Annotated in this window: 12 protein-coding genes and 1 pseudogene; 8 read left to right on the forward strand and 5 right to left on the reverse strand. The window is 65.5% G+C overall.

The annotated features are described in order from the left end of the window. The first annotated feature begins 37 nt into the window (after nt 1-37). The 5 genes from ACSX1D_RS15895 to ACSX1D_RS15915 all read left to right on the forward strand — a co-directional run bounded on the left by ACSX1D_RS15895 (nt 38) and on the right by ACSX1D_RS15915 (nt 3703). Nucleotides 38-736, forward strand: coding sequence for a CoA transferase subunit A (locus ACSX1D_RS15895; RefSeq protein WP_439859430.1), 699 nt, complete (start codon nt 38-40; stop codon nt 734-736). A gap of 2 nt (nt 737-738) precedes the next feature. Beyond that, complete coding sequence (locus ACSX1D_RS15900) at nt 739-1368, forward strand: CoA transferase subunit B (RefSeq protein WP_439859431.1); 630 nt, start codon at nt 739-741, stop codon at nt 1366-1368. A 126-nt stretch (nt 1369-1494) separates the two neighbouring features. Next, nucleotides 1495-2676, forward strand: coding sequence for an acetyl-CoA C-acetyltransferase (locus ACSX1D_RS15905; RefSeq protein WP_439859432.1), 1182 nt, complete (start codon nt 1495-1497; stop codon nt 2674-2676). Between the two features lie 81 nt (nt 2677-2757). Next, complete coding sequence (locus ACSX1D_RS15910) at nt 2758-3399, forward strand: TetR/AcrR family transcriptional regulator (RefSeq protein WP_439862343.1); 642 nt, start codon at nt 2758-2760, stop codon at nt 3397-3399. Nucleotides 3400-3478: 79 nt separating this feature from the next. Next, on the forward strand, nt 3479-3703 hold the full coding sequence (locus ACSX1D_RS15915) for a DUF7740 domain-containing protein (RefSeq protein WP_439859433.1): 225 nt from the start codon (nt 3479-3481) through the stop codon (nt 3701-3703). 453 nt (nt 3704-4156) lie between these two features. Here the strand turns inward: ACSX1D_RS15915 and ACSX1D_RS15920 are convergent. Beyond that, a pseudogene (locus ACSX1D_RS15920) lies at nt 4157-5225 on the reverse strand (IS3 family transposase). A gap of 314 nt (nt 5226-5539) precedes the next feature. Here ACSX1D_RS15920 and ACSX1D_RS15925 point away from each other — a divergent pair. Both ACSX1D_RS15925 and ACSX1D_RS15930 read left to right on the forward strand, forming a co-directional pair. Then, nucleotides 5540-7255, forward strand: coding sequence for an amidase (locus ACSX1D_RS15925; protein WP_439859434.1), 1716 nt, complete (start codon nt 5540-5542; stop codon nt 7253-7255). A gap of 295 nt (nt 7256-7550) precedes the next feature. Further along, complete coding sequence (locus tag ACSX1D_RS15930) at nt 7551-8558, forward strand: mechanosensitive ion channel family protein (RefSeq protein WP_439859435.1); 1008 nt, start codon at nt 7551-7553, stop codon at nt 8556-8558. Nucleotides 8559-8649: 91 nt separating this feature from the next. On the opposite strand, the gene ACSX1D_RS15935 is transcribed toward ACSX1D_RS15930, so the two are convergent. The 4 genes from ACSX1D_RS15935 to ACSX1D_RS15950 form a co-directional block, all read right to left on the reverse strand. Further along, the gene (locus tag ACSX1D_RS15935) at nt 8650-8901 is read right to left on the reverse strand and encodes a hypothetical protein (protein ID WP_439859436.1); all 252 of its coding nucleotides are present in this window, start codon (nt 8899-8901) and stop codon (nt 8650-8652) included. A gap of 63 nt (nt 8902-8964) precedes the next feature. After that, the gene (locus tag ACSX1D_RS15940) at nt 8965-9270 is read right to left on the reverse strand and encodes a hypothetical protein (protein ID WP_439859437.1); all 306 of its coding nucleotides are present in this window, start codon (nt 9268-9270) and stop codon (nt 8965-8967) included. 112 nt (nt 9271-9382) lie between these two features. Beyond that, on the reverse strand, nt 9383-10144 hold the full coding sequence (locus tag ACSX1D_RS15945; protein ID WP_439859438.1) for an ABC transporter permease: 762 nt from the start codon (nt 10142-10144) through the stop codon (nt 9383-9385). Next, nucleotides 10141-11070, reverse strand: coding sequence for an ABC transporter ATP-binding protein (locus tag ACSX1D_RS15950; protein ID WP_439859439.1), 930 nt, complete (start codon nt 11068-11070; stop codon nt 10141-10143). Before ACSX1D_RS15950 ends, ACSX1D_RS15945 begins: the two co-directional genes overlap by 4 nt. 127 nt (nt 11071-11197) lie before the next feature. Between ACSX1D_RS15950 and ACSX1D_RS15955 the strand changes: the two genes are divergently transcribed. After that, complete coding sequence (locus ACSX1D_RS15955; RefSeq protein ID WP_439859440.1) at nt 11198-15631, forward strand: DEAD/DEAH box helicase; 4434 nt, start codon at nt 11198-11200, stop codon at nt 15629-15631. Nucleotides 15632-15654: the final 23 nt, after the last annotated feature.

Below are 15654 nucleotides of genomic sequence, written 5' to 3' on the forward strand. Positions count from 1 at the left end.
CAAAGCCGCCTAACTATGCCATGAGGAAGTTCACACGATGAATAAGATCTACCCCAGCGCCCACCATGCCCTCGAAGGACTCGTGGAGGACGGCATGACCTTGGCCGTCGGCGGCTTCGGCCTGTGCGGAATCCCCGAAGCACTGATCGAAGCGCTGCGCGAAAGCGGCAAACGCGAACTGACTGTGATCAGCAACAACGCCGGTGTCGACGGCTTTGGGCTAGGTCAACTACTCAGCACCCGACAGATCCGCAAAATGATTTCCTCCTACGTCGGCGAGAACAAGGAGTTCGAGCGCCAGTACCTTGCCGGTGAACTGGAGCTTGAGTTCACCCCACAGGGCACCCTGGCAGAAAAACTACGCGCCGGCGGCGCCGGCATCCCGGCCTTCTTCACCAAAACCGGCTACGGCACCCTGGTTGCCCAAGGAAAGGAAACACGTCAGTTCGACGGCGATTGGTATGTGATGGAGCGCTCACTGACAGCCGACATCGCCTTGATCAAGGCCTGGAAAGCCGACACCTCAGGAAACCTGGTCTTCAACAAGACAGCGCGCAACTTCAACCCTCTGGCGGCCATGGCAGGCAGGACCTGCGTGGTCGAGGTTGAAGAAATAGTCGAGACCGGCGAGCTGGAGGCAGACCAAATTCATCTGCCAGGTATCTATGTCCAGCGCCTCGTGCATAACCCAGCACCACAGAAACGTATCGAACAACGCACCCTACGGAGCGCTTGATCATGGCTTGGACACGCGAACAAATGGCGCAGCGCGCCGCTCAAGAACTGCAGGATGGTTTCTACGTCAACCTGGGTATTGGCCTCCCAACTCTGGTGGCCAACTACATTCCCGAGGGAATGGATGTCTGGCTGCAGAGCGAAAACGGTCTGCTAGGCATTGGTCCCTTTCCACTCGAACACGAGATCGATCCCGACCTTATCAACGCTGGCAAGCAGACCATCACCAGCTTGCCTGGCAGCAGCTTCTTCAATAGCGCCGACTCCTTCGCCATGATCCGCGGCGGTCACATCAACCTCTCGATCCTCGGTGCCATGCAGGTGTCAGCGGATGGCGACCTCGCCAACTGGATGATTCCCGGCAAGATGGTCAAGGGAATGGGTGGAGCCATGGATCTGGTCGCTGGCGTAAAGCGAGTGGTCGTACTGATGGAGCACTGCGCCAAAGGCGGCGCTCACAAGATCCTCCAGCAGTGTGATCTTCCGCTGACCGGCCTCGGTGTCGTCGACCGGATCATCACCGACCTGGCCGTTCTGGATGTAACAGAACAGGGCCTGCGCCTGGTCGAGTTGGCCGAAGGGGTCACCCTCGAGGAGCTTCGAGCAGCTACCGGCTGCCGAGTCCTTAGCTAGCAAAGACAAGGCTAGTTCGTGGGGGCATCCCCCCAACTCGACTGGCCCAATATTTCTGCCTACTGGCAGAGCGTGGCGCACAAATTGTGAGCGGAATAGCGCCACGCCTTTTATCCGGAGCAAATCATGCAAGACGTAGTCATCGTAGCTGCAACCCGAACCGCCATAGGCGCCTTTCAAGGCAGCCTGGCCTCCGTCAGCGCCGTGGAACTGGGCAGCACCGTTATTCGTGCGCTACTCCAGAAAACCGGCCTGGACCCAGACGCTGTCGATGAAGTAATCCTCGGTCAGGTGCTGACTGCCGGATGTGGACAGAACCCCGCGCGCCAGTCGGCGATCAATGCTGGATTGCCAAACAGCGTGCCAGCTCTAACCGTAAATAAACTCTGCGGCTCCGGTCTAAAGACCGTGGCCATGGCAGCCCAAGCGATACGCTGCGGCGATGCCGAGGTGATTATCGCAGGCGGCATGGAAAATATGAGCCTGGCGCCATATGTGCTGGGCAAGGCACGTACCGGCCTACGAATGGGCCATGCCCAGCTGGCCGACTCACTACTTCAGGATGGCCTGATCGATGCCTTCAACGACTACCACATGGGCGTCACCGCGGAGAACTTGGCCGAGCGCTATGAGTTGACCCGCGATGAACAGGACAGCTACGCCGAGCGCTCGCAACGCTTGGCGTGCTCAGCCATAGAGGCAGGCCTATTCGAGGACGAGATCACTCCCGTGGCAATACCCCAGCGCAAGGGCGAGCCGCTGTTGTTCAAAACAGACGAGCAACCTCGCGCCGGGACCTCGGTTGCGTCTCTGGCCATGCTCAAGCCGGTCTTCAAGAAGGACGGGACCGTAACCGCCGGTAATGCCTCCACCATCAATGACGGCGCCGCCGCTGTTTTGCTAATGAGTGCCGCACGAGCAGAAGCGCTAGGCCTACCAGCACTGGCGACTATCCAAGCCTACGCCAGCGCCGGCGTAGACCCCGCCATCATGGGTATTGGCCCAGTCCCGGCCAGTCAAAAATGTCTGGAAAAAGCCGGCTGGAGCTTGGACGACCTCGACTTGATCGAAGCCAACGAGGCCTTCGCTGCGCAGGCCCTGTCTGTAGGCAAGGAACTTGACTGGAACTTCGATAAGGTCAACGTCAACGGCGGAGCCATCGCACTCGGCCATCCCATCGGGGCATCTGGCTGTCGGATATTGGTTAGCTTGCTATACGAAATGATTCGCCGAGATGCCAAAAAAAGTCTCGCCACCCTGTGCATCGGCGGCGGTCAAGGTGTAGCTCTGGCACTTTCCCGACAATAAGGCTAACTGGATGGCTCAGCCAACTGTATAGCGCCTAAGCATGGCCGTCAGTTGGCTTAGCCTTTTCTCAGACACTACGTGATGGAAATCTTCAGGACGCCCAGCGATATGCCAATGAGAAAAGCAACGTCTAATTCGGCCCTTGCTGAGCCACACTCGCAGGTCCGAAACACTGCGCTATATCTGTTTGCCGAACAAGGTTTTCAGAAGGTTAGCCTCAGAAAGCTGGCAAGCGCATTGAGCATGCAGGCCGGCTCCCTCTACAACCACATATCAAGCAAGCAAGATTTACTCTTCGAGCTAATCGATGAGCACGAGACTGACCTGCTTGATGCAATTGAAACAAATCAGCTGAGCGATACAACCCCTGAAGAAAAATTGCTTGCATACATCCGCACGCATGTTGACTTCAACGTTCGCCATGCATGCCGTCGCTCCATCACTCAACTAGAATTCAGAAACCTGAGTCCCGAGCAACAACAAGAGATCCTCGACAGCCGTAACTTGCAAGCGAATACATTGTCGAACATTATTCAACAGGGCGTTCAACGACAGGTTTTTGACCAGATGCAACTTAAAACGACGACAGCCTTGTTGCTTGCCATGCTCAACGAAGCCGCCTCGATGATCAGCACAGACTGCAACACGGCATTGGATGACACGATAGAATCACTTCAGAAGATCATAGTTACTATATTACGCGCCGGGTCGGCAGAAACCTAAGCAGTACCGAAAGAATTGTAGCCTGCCGACTTACTCTCCGGACAAACCAAGCACCGACAAATCAAAGGCCAGATGCACGATGACAAATCAAGACTCTATCCTTGCCCTCATACTCGCAGCGCAAATTCACGGCACCCAAAAAGCAGTAAAAGTCACAGCTAAACGCTGCGCGAAACTACTACCCAAGTCCAAACGCTCACTAATGCTCTCCGTAGCAAAGAGCCCTCGACCAATGACAATGATTGCCGTCCTAATGGATAATTTAGGCGAGGCTAAAAAGCCATTTCATGAGCAAACTATCTAACAAACAATGCGTGCAAGCGCCCACTCACTAATGCCAACCAGGACTCTTCAACTTGTTCTGCCCTGTACCAAAAACTCGACGAACGGCAGATACCTCCATTGACCAGCGGCGACGCATGGTGCACTAAGGAAAGCAGGAAATTAGCCAAGATTACAAATATAAGAAGCGAGCTATCCAATGAAAACAATAACAAATGCCACCTTTTTCTTTTTACTCCTACTTACTGGCTGCGCTGAGTTCAATGAAACAAATGCGAGCGCAGACAGAGCTGTTGACCGCTGCCAAGAACAGAGGGGCGCGTGCGCTCATCATGCAACCGTTACATGGTCTAGTTTTTTTTAATACCCGCAATCTATATCTCCCCATCAAGAATCGCACAAATCAGGCCCGAAGCTCCGCCAAACGACATGGCACACCCGGGCGGAACTTGCCTTGTGAATCGCCCCGGGTTTCCTAGACACTCTCCAAGCTTTGGAAATAGCGCTTTTCAAACTCCACTGGCGATAGCTGTATAGCGCTGCCGTGCCGGCGTTTTGGGTTATAAAACATCTCGATGTAATCGAACACATCACTGCGGGCTTCTTCGCGGGTGCCGTAGGTTTCCCGTCGGATGCGTTCCCGCTTCAGCAACTGGAAAAAGCTTTCTGCTACCGCGTTGTCGTGGCAGTTACCGCGTCGACTCATGCTGCTGATCAGGTTGTTGGCCTTGAGGAAACTCTGCCAATCCGAGCTGCTGAACTGGCTGCCCTGGTCGGAGTGGATCATCACTTCCTGCTTGGGCTTGCGCCGCCACACCGCCATCAGCAATGCATCGATGGCCAGGTCGCTGCACATCCGTGGCTTCATTGACCAGCCAATCACCTGGCGTGAAAACAGATCCAGCACCACCGCCAAGTACAACCAGCCTTCATAGGTGCGGATGTAAGTGATGTCGGTGACCCAGACCTTGTTCGGTTCACTGACGTTGAACTGCCGCTCCAGGCGGTTGGGCGAGGCCACCGTCGGCTTGCCGCCGTAATAGCCGGGGCGCCGACGATAGCCGGTCTGCGAGCGCAGCCCCTCTCCCCGCATCAGGCGAGCCACGCGGTGCCGGCCACAGGACTCCCCCAGCTCACGCAGGTCGTCGTGGATCTTGCGTAGCCGTAGACCCCACCGCTTTCCAGCCAGGCATGTTTGATCAACCCGAGCAGGCGCTGATCTTCCTTGGCGCGTACGGATATCGGCTCGGATAGCCAAGCGTAGTAACCGCTGGGATGCACCTTGAGAGTCTGGCAGAGACGCTGCACTGGATACTCCGCCGACAGCTTGCTGATGACGGCGTACTTCAGCCGGACTCCTTGGCAAAGTACGCGGCGGCCTTCCTAAGAAACACCTTCGACAGCCTGTAGCGCTTTACCCAGGCGTACAGGCTATGAGTGGACACTCCTAGACGCTCTGCCACATCGGCAACGCGCAAGCCGCGCTCGGTGACTTGCTTGACCGCTTCGATCTTGAATTCTTCGGGGTAACGCTGGTTGCTCATGGCACCTCCTGATGGGCCTCATTATGAGGCTTGGAGGCATCTACGAAACCCGGGGCGATTCACCGGCTCCGGTAGCGCCACGCTCGGCTAGATGCCAACAACGCCGTTACACTGATGGCTCCATGCCCGGCCTGGCACTGGAGCGAAGGCGCAGTCGCCTCGCCAGCCCAGCCGTTATGTCCAGCCCCTGTCGCGTCGAACCGCGCAACGAGGACCGATATGAGAACCCCATTCGAGAAAAGTGCTGTGCTTGAAGCCAGCAACCGGCGTGAAGCCGGCCTTCACCACGTGCCCCATCGACTGCCGGTGCCAGCATGATCGAGGTCACCGAGGTTTCCATCGCCGAACTGCGCGCAGCGCTCGAGTCCGGCCAGACCACGGCGGTCGAGCTGGTCCAGGCCTATCTCGCCCGCATCGATGCCTACGACGGCCCGGACACGCCCACCGCCCTCAACGCCGTCGTGGTGCGCAACCCCGAGGCACTTGAAGAGGCACGGGCCTCCGATGCCCGTCGGGCCAGGGGCGCAACCCTCGGTCCGCTCGATGGCATCCCCTATACGGCCAAGGACAGCTACCTGGTCAAGGGCCTCACGGCCGCCTCCGGCAGTCCGGCCTTCGCCAAGCTGATCGCCTACCGCGATGCCTTCACCGTCGAACGGCTGCGCGCGGCCGGGGCGATCTGCCTGGGCAAGACCAATATGCCGCCCATGGCCAACGGCGGCATGCAGCGCGGTGTATACGGCCGGGCGGAGAGCCCGTACAACGCCGACTACCTCACCGCGCCCTTCGCCTCCGGCTCCTCCAATGGCGCCGGCACGGCGACCGCCGCCAGTTTCGCGGCATTCGGCCTCGCCGAGGAAACCTGGTCGAGCGGACGGGGTCCCGCCTCGAACAACGGCCTGTGTGCCTACACGCCGTCGCGCGGGGTGATCTCGGTGCGCGGCAACTGGCCGCTGACCCCGACGATGGACGTGGTCGTGCCGTTCGCCAGGACCATGGCGGACCTCCTCGAGGTGCTCGAAGTGGTGGTGGCGGAAGACCCGGACACCCGGGGCGACCTGTGGCGCATGCAGCCCTGGGTGCCCATTCCCAGCGTGGCCTCGGTCCGCCCGGCCGCCTACGCCGAGCTTGCCGCGACCGCCGAGGCACTCGCCGGCAAGCGCTTCGGCGTGCCGCGCATGTACATCAACGCCGACCCCGACGCTGGCACGGCCGAGTGCCCGGGCATCGGCGGCCCAACGGGACAGCGTATCCACACCCGCCCCTCGGTGATCGGGCTCTGGCAAGCGGCTCGCCAGGCACTCGAAGCCGCCGGCGCCGAAGTGGTCGAAGTCGACTTCCCGCTGGTCTCCAATTGCGAGGGCGATCGCCCCGGCGCGCCCACCGTGTTCAACCGCGGCCTGGTGTCCAAGGAGTTCCTGCATCACGAGCTGTGGGACCTGACGGCCTGGGCCTTCGATGATTTCCTGCAGGCCAACGGCGATCCCAACCTGAATCGCCTGATCGACGTGGACGGGCCGCAGATCTTCCCCCACGACCCGGGAACCCTGCCGAACCGCGAGGGCGACCTCGCCGCGGGCATGGACGAATATGTGCGCATGGCCGAGCGCGGCATCACCCCCTGGGACCGGATCGCCACGCTGCCCGACGGCCTGCGCGGCCTAGAGCAGACCCGCCGCATCGACCTCGAGGACTGGATGGCGCGGCTGGGCCTCGATGCGGTGATCTTCCCGACCGTCGCCGACGTCGGGCCGGCGAACGCCGATGTCGATCCGCAGTCCGCGGACATCGCCTGGAGCAATGGCGTCTGGGTCGCCAACGGCAATCTGGCCATCCGCCACCTGGGCGTTCCGACGGTGACCGTGCCGATGGGCGTCATGGCGGATATCGGCATGCCGGTCGGGCTGACCTTTGCCGGCCGGGCCTATGACGACTCGGCGCTGCTGCGCCTTGCCTCGGCCTTCGAGTCGCTCGGCAGCAAACGCCTGATCCCGCCGCGCACGCCGCCGTTGAGCAGCGGCAAGCCCTAGCAAAAGGCGGGATCGGCGCCGTACTGCCGTACAGGCGACAGACCCGCCCGATGGCAGTGACTGGCTGGATCGGCAGACTGTTAAGCAGCGCCCGCACCGACCTGGCGAAGCTGACGGAATGCCGAGCCGAACTGCCTTCTAAGGGGCCCGGCGACTCCTCCGCTTGCACGGCACTCAGGCAGAAATCCCGCCAGGCCGAACGCGCCGTAGCCAGTCGGCCCATCGACTAGGCTTGCTGGTGACTGCAACTGGCCGCGCGGACGCTGCAGCGGGCGCGGCGACAGAGGGGCTGCTCGTGGAATCTGTGCACTTCGATATCGACGCGGTGCTCCGGCGCCTGCTGGACGAGGCCTACGGCCTGCTCAGCGCCCTGCCACTGCTGGTCCTGGCGCTGCTGGTGGTGTGGCTGGCCTGGCTGGTCGGGCGCTGGCTGTCGCAGCGCACCCTGCTGGAGCGCCTGGCCAGGCGCAATCCGTTTCTGCGCGAACTGGCGCGCACCACCGCGCAGTGGGCGGTGACCTCGATCGGCGTGCTGGTGGCCCTGGAGATCATGGACGCCACCTCGCTGGTCGGCGCCGTGCTGGGCACCGCGGGCGTGCTTGGCGTGGCCCTGGGCTTCGCCTTCAAGGAAACCCTGGAGAACTACCTGGCCGGCATCCTGATGAGCATTCGTCAGCCGTTCTCGCCGCGCGATCATGTGGTGATAGACGGCAACGAGGGCCTGGTGATCGCCCTGACCTCGCGGGCGACCATCCTGATGACCCCGGACGGCAATCACCTGCGCCTGCCCAATGCCCTGGTGTTTCGCAGCGTCACCCTCAACTACACGCGCAACCCCAGCCGGCGCTTCGAGTTCGAGGTCGGCCTGGCCAGCGACGAAGACCTGCTGCGGGCGCAGCAGATCGGCATCGAGCGGCTGCGCCAGCTGGACGGGGTGCTGCAGGCGCCGCCGCCGCGGGCGTTCATCAGCGCCCTCGGCGACTCCAGCGTGCAGCTGCGCTATCACGGCTGGGTCGATCAGCGCAGTCACGATTTTCTGATGGTCAGGAGCGAAGCCATGCGCCAGGTCACCGCGGCGCTGGACGAGGCCGGCATGGACATGCCGGAGCCGATCTATCGGCTGCACATCCACGAGCGGGGCCACGCGCTGCCCGGCGCGCCGGCGGCCAGGCAGGAAGCGCGCCCCGCCGCGCCGGCGCAGGCCGACACGCGGGTGATCACCGACCTGGTCGAACAGATCGAGCAGGAGCAGCGCACCCGCGACGAGGAGGACCTGCTCGACCCGAGCGCGCCGAAGGAATGAACGGCAGCGGACGGGATAAGCCGGGCAAGCACCGCTGAGGCGAGCACAGGCGCCGAGCGCGGCCCAGGGTCGCCGATGCGCAGGAACTGGATCAGCGCGGCGCGGCCAGCCTGTTCACCTCGCGCCGCACCATGCTGGCGTATTCCGCTGGCGACATGTCGCCCAACTGGGCGCGCAGCCACTCCTCCCACTTGCCCTTGCGCTTGCTCTTCTCGGCGAACAGGCGTGCCGCGTCCGCCTTGGCGCGCTGCAGGTTGTGTTGCCACAACTCGAACAGGCGGGCCTTTTCCGCCTCCGCCACGTCGCGCTCTGCCGTGGGTTTGTCTGCCAGGTTGTAGCTCATCGGGCACTCCAGCCGGTGGAAAAAAGCCGCGCATTCTACGCACTTTCCCGCCGCCGGCCAGGGCTAACTGCCGGTGCCGGAGGACCAGTCGTCGCTCGGCGCGCCCTGCATCTGCACCTCCACCACCAGGTCGGTCTTCTCCTCGGGCGTGGGCTGGCCGGTCAGTTCGCCGATCATCGCCCACTGCTGGTCGAGTTCGCCGCTGATCTGCGCCAGGTGATCGATCATCCGCTGTCCGGCGCGCTGGCTGGAGTGGTCGCTGCTGCGCATCAGCTCGAACGACAGCTGCGCCAGCGCCGCCGTCAGGTGAGTCATGCTGCGTGTGGTGAGGTTGAGCAACTGCGCCAGTTGGCGGTCTTTCGCGTCCATACGCCTTCTCCCTTGGCCGAAACGGCGCCGTGCCTGGTCGCTCCGCCAGGAGGCCGGCGCCTTTCACCCTGCCAGCATAGCCGCCAGCGAAGCGAGCGGGCGCGCGCCGCCCTCAGCTCTTCAGGCGGTAGCCGGTCTTGAAGATCCAGCCGACGGCGAGGATGCACAACAGCAGGAAGCCGAGAATCATCGCCAGGCTGATCCCCACATTGACGTCCGACACGCCGTAGAAGCTCCAGCGGAACGCGCTGATCAGGTACACCACCGGGTTGAACAGGGTCACCGTCTGCCACACCGGCGGCAGCATGCTGATCGAGTAGAAGCTGCCGCCGAGGAAGGTCAGCGGCGTGACGATCAGCGCCGGCACCACCTGCAGCTTCTCCCAGCCATCGGCCCAGACGCCGATGATGAAGCCGAACAGGCTGAAGGTCACCGCCGTGAGCACCAGGAAGGCCAGCATCCAGACGGGATGGAGAATCTCGAAGTCGACGAACAGCCGCGCCGTGAGCAGGATGATCAGGCCGAGGATGATCGACTTGGTCGCCGCCGCGCCGACGTAGCCGACCAGAATCTCCAGGTAGGACACCGGCGCCGACAGCAGCTCGTAGATGCTCCCGGAGTACTTGGGCATATAGATGCCGAACGAGGCGTTGGAAATGCTCTCGGTGAGCAGCGCCAGCATGATCAGCCCCGGCACGATGAAGGCGCCGTAGCTGACCCCGTGGACCTCGGTCATGCTCGAGCCGATGGCCGAGCCGAACACCACGAAATACAGCGAGGTGGAAATCACCGGGGTGGCGATGCTCTGCAGCAGGGTGCGCCAGGTGCGCGCCAGCTCGAACAGGTAGATGGCGCGGATCGCGTAGAGGTTCATGCGCGTTGCTCCCGCACCAGGTTGACGAAGATTTCCTCCAGCGAGCTCTGGCTGGACTGCAGGTCCTTGAAGTCGATGCCGTGCTGGGCCAGCTCCCTGAGCAGCTCGGCGATGCCGGTGTGCTCGCGCTGGGCGTCGAAGGTGAACACCAGGGCATGGCCCTCGTCCGCCAGCTCCAGCGGATGGTGCGCCAGTTCGGCGGGGATGTTCGCCAACGGCTGCTGCAGCTGCAGGGTCAGCTGCTTCTTGCCGAGCTTGTGCATCAGCACCTGCTTGTCCTCGACCAGGACGATCCGCCCCTTGCTGATCACCCCGATGCGGTCGGCCATCTCCTCGGCCTCCTCGATGTAGTGGGTGGTGAGGATGATGGTCACCCCGCGCGCGCGCAGGCCGCGCACCATGGCCCACATGTCGCGGCGCAGCTCGACGTCGACCCCGGCGGTGGGCTCGTCGAGAAACAGGATCTGCGGCTCGTGGGACAGCGCCTTGGCGATCATCACCCGGCGCTTCATGCCGCCGGACAACTCCATGATCTTGGCGTCGCGCTTGTCCCACAGCGACAGGTCGCGCAGCAGGCGCTCCAGGTAGGCCGGATCGGCCTTCCTGCCGAACAGCCCGCGACTGAACTTGACCGTGGCCCAGACCGTCTCGAACACGTCGCTGACCAGCTCCTGGGGCACCAGGCCGATCTGCGCACGCGCCGCGCGGTAGTCGCGAACGATGTCGTGACCACCGACCCGCACCGAGCCGCCGCCCGGATTGACGATGCCGCAGATGATGCTGATCAGGGTGGTCTTGCCCGCGCCGTTGGGCCCGAGCAAGGCGAAGATCTCGCCCTGGCGAATCTCCAGGTCGATGCTCTGTAGCGCCGGATGGCCCGAGGCGTAGGTCTTGTTCAGTTGCTGGATGGAGATCACCGGTTGCACGGGGTGGCCTTGGCTGGAAAAAGAAAGGCAGAGTGTAGGGAAACAGGGGTGGGGTAAGGCAAGTGCGGCGTGCGGCCGTGACCGGCGGCCCTTGAGCCGGCCGGGGCAGGCTTGCATGATGGAGCACATGACTCGCGCCGCCGATTCGACCACGCCCGAGCGCGTGCTGGAGGCCTTCCATCCGGCCGTCGGTGCCTGGTTCCGCAGCCAGTTCGCCGCGCCCACCGCGGCGCAGGCTGGCGCCTGGCCGGCGCTCCACGCCGGGCGCTCGACCCTGGTGGCCGCGCCCACCGGCTCGGGCAAGACCCTCACCGCCTTCCTCGCCGCCATCGACGCGCTGGTCCGCCAGGGCCTGGCCGCCGACGGCAGCCTGGAAGACCGCTGCGCCGTGGTCTACGTCTCGCCGCTCAAGGCCCTGTCCAACGACATCCGCCTCAACCTGGAGCAGCCGCTGGCCGGCATCCGCGCCGAACTGGCCCGCCAGGGCCTGGCCGATGTCGAGATCCGCACGGCGGTGCGCACCGGCGACACCAGCCCCGGCGAGCGCGAGGCCATGCGCAAGCGCCCGCCGCACATCCTGGTGACCACCCCGGAATCGCTCTACGTGCTGCTCGGCTCCGAATCCGGGCGCGAGATGCTGGCCGGCTGCCGCAGCCTGATCATCGACGAGATCCACGCCGTCGCCTCCAGCAAGCGCGGCAGCCACCTGATGCTCAGCGTCGAGCGCCTGGAAGCCCTGTGCGGCCGGCCGCTGCAGCGCATCGGCCTGTCCGCCACGCAGAAGCCGCTGGAGGCGGTGGCGCGCCTGCTGCTGGGCAGCCAGGCGCCGCTGCCGGCGCTCGATCCCGAGGTTGATCAACCGGAACTGGCGCTATGCCCTGACGCCGATGGACCGGGGCCGCAACCGGGCGACTGCGCCATAGTCGACATCGGCTACGACCGGGCCCGCGACCTGGCCCTGGAGCTGCCGCCGGTGCCCCTGCAGGCGGTGATGAGCAACGAGGTGTGGGACAGCGTCTACGACCGCCTGGCCGAACTGGCGCGCCAGCATCGCACCACCCTGGTTTTCGTCAACACCCGGCGCCTGGCCGAGCGCGCCTGCCGTCACCTGGCCGAACGCCTGGGCGAAGCGGCGGTGGCCGCGCACCACGGCAGCCTGGCCAAGGCGCAGCGCCTGGACGCCGAGCAGCGTCTCAAACGCGGCGAACTCAAGGTGCTGGTGGCCACCGCCTCGCTGGAGCTGGGCATCGACATCGGCGAGGTGGAGCTGGTCTGCCAGCTCGGCTCGCCGCGCAGCATCGCCGCCCTGCTGCAGCGGGTCGGGCGCTCCGGCCACAGCGTCGGCGGCACGCCCAAGGGCCGTTTGTTCCCGCAGTCGCGCGACGAGCTGGTCGAATGCGCCGCCCTGCTCGACTGCGTGCGCCGCGGCGAGCTGGACGCCCTGGTCATCCCGAAGGCGCCGCTGGACGTACTGGCCCAGCAGATCGTCGCCGAGGTGGCCTGCCGCGAATGGGACGAGGACGCGCTGTTCCAGCTGCTGAGCCGCGCCGCGCCCTACGTCGACCTGCCGCGCGAGAAGTTCGACGCCCTGGTGAAGATGCTCGCCGAGGGCTACAGCGGCCGCCGCGGGGTGCGCGCCGCCTATCTCCATCGCGACGCGGTGAACCGCCGCCTGCGCGGCCGCCGCGGCGCCCGCCTGACCGCCCTCACCTCCGGCGGCACCATTCCCGACAGCGGCGACTACGCCGTGCTGCTGGAGCCCCAGGGCCTGCCGATCGGCAGCCTCAACGAGGACTTCGCCATCGAGAGCATGGCCGGCGACATCTTCCAGCTCGGCAACCAGTCCTACCGCATCCTGCGCATCGAGCCAGGCAAGGTGCGGGTCGAGGATGCCCGTGGCCTGCCGCCGAGCATCCCCTTCTGGCTGGGCGAGGCGCCGGGGCGCACGGACGAGCTGTCGGCCGCGGTGGCGCGGCTGCGCGAGGCAGTGGAACAACAACTGCAGGCCGGGGTGACAGCGGCCACGTCCTGGCTGATGCAGGCCCTCGACCTGGATGAGGCGGCGGCGCGGCAGATAGTCGAGTACCTGGCCCAGGCCCGCGCGGCCCTGGGCGCCCTGCCGACCCAGCAGCGCCTGGTGATGGAGCGCTTCTTCGACGAGTCCGGCGGCATGCAGCTGATCATCCACTCGCCGTTCGGCAGCCGCGTCAACCGTGCCTGGGGCCTGGCCCTGCGCAAGCGCTTCTGCCGCAGCTTCAACTTCGAGTTGCAGGCCGCCGCCAGCGAGGACGCGCTGATCCTCTCGCTGGCCACCAGCCACAGCTTCCCGCTGGACGAGGTGTGGCGCTACCTGCACAGCAACAGCGCCGAGCAGATCCTGGTCCAGGCGTTGCTGGACGCCCCGCTGTTCGCCGTGCGCTGGCGCTGGAACGCCGGCGTCGCCCTGGCCCTGCCGCGCTTCGCCGGCGGCCGCAAGGTGGCGCCGCAACTGCAGCGCATGCGCAGCGAGGACCTGCTGGCCACGGTGTTCCCCGACCAGGTGGCCTGCCTGGAAAACATCGTCGGCGAGCGCGAGATTCCCGACCACCCGCTGGTCACCCAGACCCTCGACGACTGCCTGCACCAGGCCATGGACTGCGAGGCCTGGCTGGCCCTGCTGCGGCGCATGGAGCGCGGCGAAGTCGAGCTGCTCGCCCGCGACCTGCCGGCCCCCTCGGCACTGGCTGCGGAAATCCTCAACGCCCGGCCCTACGCCTTCCTCGACGATGCGCCGCTGGAGGAAAGACGAACCCAGGCGGTGCAGAGTCGGCGCTGGTCCGATCCCGAGTCGAGCGACGACCTTGGCGCCCTGGACCCAGACGCCATCGCCGCGGTGCGCGAGCAGGCCTGGCCCGAGGTGCGCGATGCCGACGAGATGCACGAGGCGCTGCTCAGCCTCGGCGCCATCGCCCAGGCCGAGGCGCAGGCCAACGCCGGCTGGCCGGCCTGGCTGGGGCAACTGGCCAAGGCCCGCCGCGCCACCTGCCTGCAGCTGGACGGCGCGCCGGCGCTGTGGCTGGCGGCCGAACGCCTCAGCCAGTGGCAGGCGTTGCACCCGCAGGGCGCATTCAAGCCGGCCATCCAGGCTCCCCAGGGCTGCGCCGAAAGCTGGAGCGCGGACGCCGCCCTGGTCGAGCTGGTGCGCGGCCGCCTGAGCGGCTTCGGCCCGCTGCCAGCGGCGCGCGTCGCCGCCGATCTGCAGCAGGCGCCGGCGGCGCTGAACCAGGCCCTGCTGGCCTTGGAGCGCGAGGGCTATGTGCTGCGCGGGCGCTTCACTCCGAATGCCGTGGAGGAGGAATGGTGCGAGCGCCATCTGCTGGCCCGCATCCACCGCTGCACGGTGGGGCGCCTGCGGCGCGAGATCGAACCGGTGCAGCCGGCCGACTTCATGCGTTTTCTGTTCGACTGGCAGCGCGTTTCTCCAGCCAGCAGGGTCCGCGGCGCCGAGGCCCTGGGCGGCGTGCTCGGCCAACTGGAAGGTTTCCAGGCGGCGGCCGGCGCCTGGGAAAGCGAGCTGCTGCCGAGCCGGGTCGCCGACTACGGCATCAACTGGCTGGACGAGCTGTGCCGCTCCGGGCGCTGGCTCTGGTGCCGCCTGGCCGGGCGCAGCCGCGCCGCCAGCGGGCCGCTGCGCAGCACGCCGATCGTGCTGCTGCCGCGCAAGAGCCTGGCGCTGTGGCGCGCCTGCCTCGGCGATCTGCCTGCGGCCGAGCCCTCGCCACGCGCCGAACGCCTGCGCCAGGTGCTGGCCGGCCAGGGCGCGCTGTTCTTCGACGAACTGCAGGACGAGGCGCACCTGCTGCGCAGCGAACTGGAGGATGCCCTGGGCGAGCTGGTGAGCCTCGGCCTGGCCCACTCCGACAGCTTCGCCGGCCTGCGCTCGCTGCTGCTGCCGGCGGCCAAGCGCAGCCAGCAACAGCGCCGGGCGCGGCGGGCCCTGGCCAACATGCAGGACGCCGGACGCTGGGCCCTGCTACGCGGACGCGGCGATGAGCCCGACAAACCCGAGCGGGCGGCCGAGGCCCTGGAGCATGTGGCGCGCAGCCTGCTGCGCCGCTATGGCGTGGTCTGCTGGCGTCTGCTGGCCCGCGAGGCCGACTGGCTGCCGTCCTGGCGCGAGCTGCTGCGCACCTACCAGCGCCTGGAGGCGCGGGGCGAGGTTCGCGGCGGGCGCTTCGTCGCCGGGGTGGTCGGCGAGCAGTTCGCCCTGCCGGAAGCGGTCGGCCTGCTGCGCGAAATGCGCAAGCGGCCGGCCGACGGCAGCCTGATCTGCCTGTCGGCCAGCGACCCGCTGAGTCTTGTGGGTACCCTGCTGCCGGGCGCCAAGGTGCCGGCCGTGGCCGGCAATCGCCTCCTCTATCGCGATGGCGTGCCGGTGGCGAGCCTGATCGCCGGCAAGCCCCAGCTGCTGGTCGAGGCCGATGCCTTCAGCGCCGGCCAGTGGCAGGCCGCGCTGCTGCGCCAGGCGGGCGCGCGCCCCCCAGCCGGCCGCTCGCCGCGACGCGCCCGACTGCAACCCTAGGCAGAGCACCCGGCGAGGGCCAT

The sequence above is a fragment of the Pseudomonas sp. MBLB4136 genome (assembly GCF_051904765.1).
Classification (GTDB): Bacteria; Pseudomonadota; Gammaproteobacteria; order Pseudomonadales; family Pseudomonadaceae; genus Aquipseudomonas.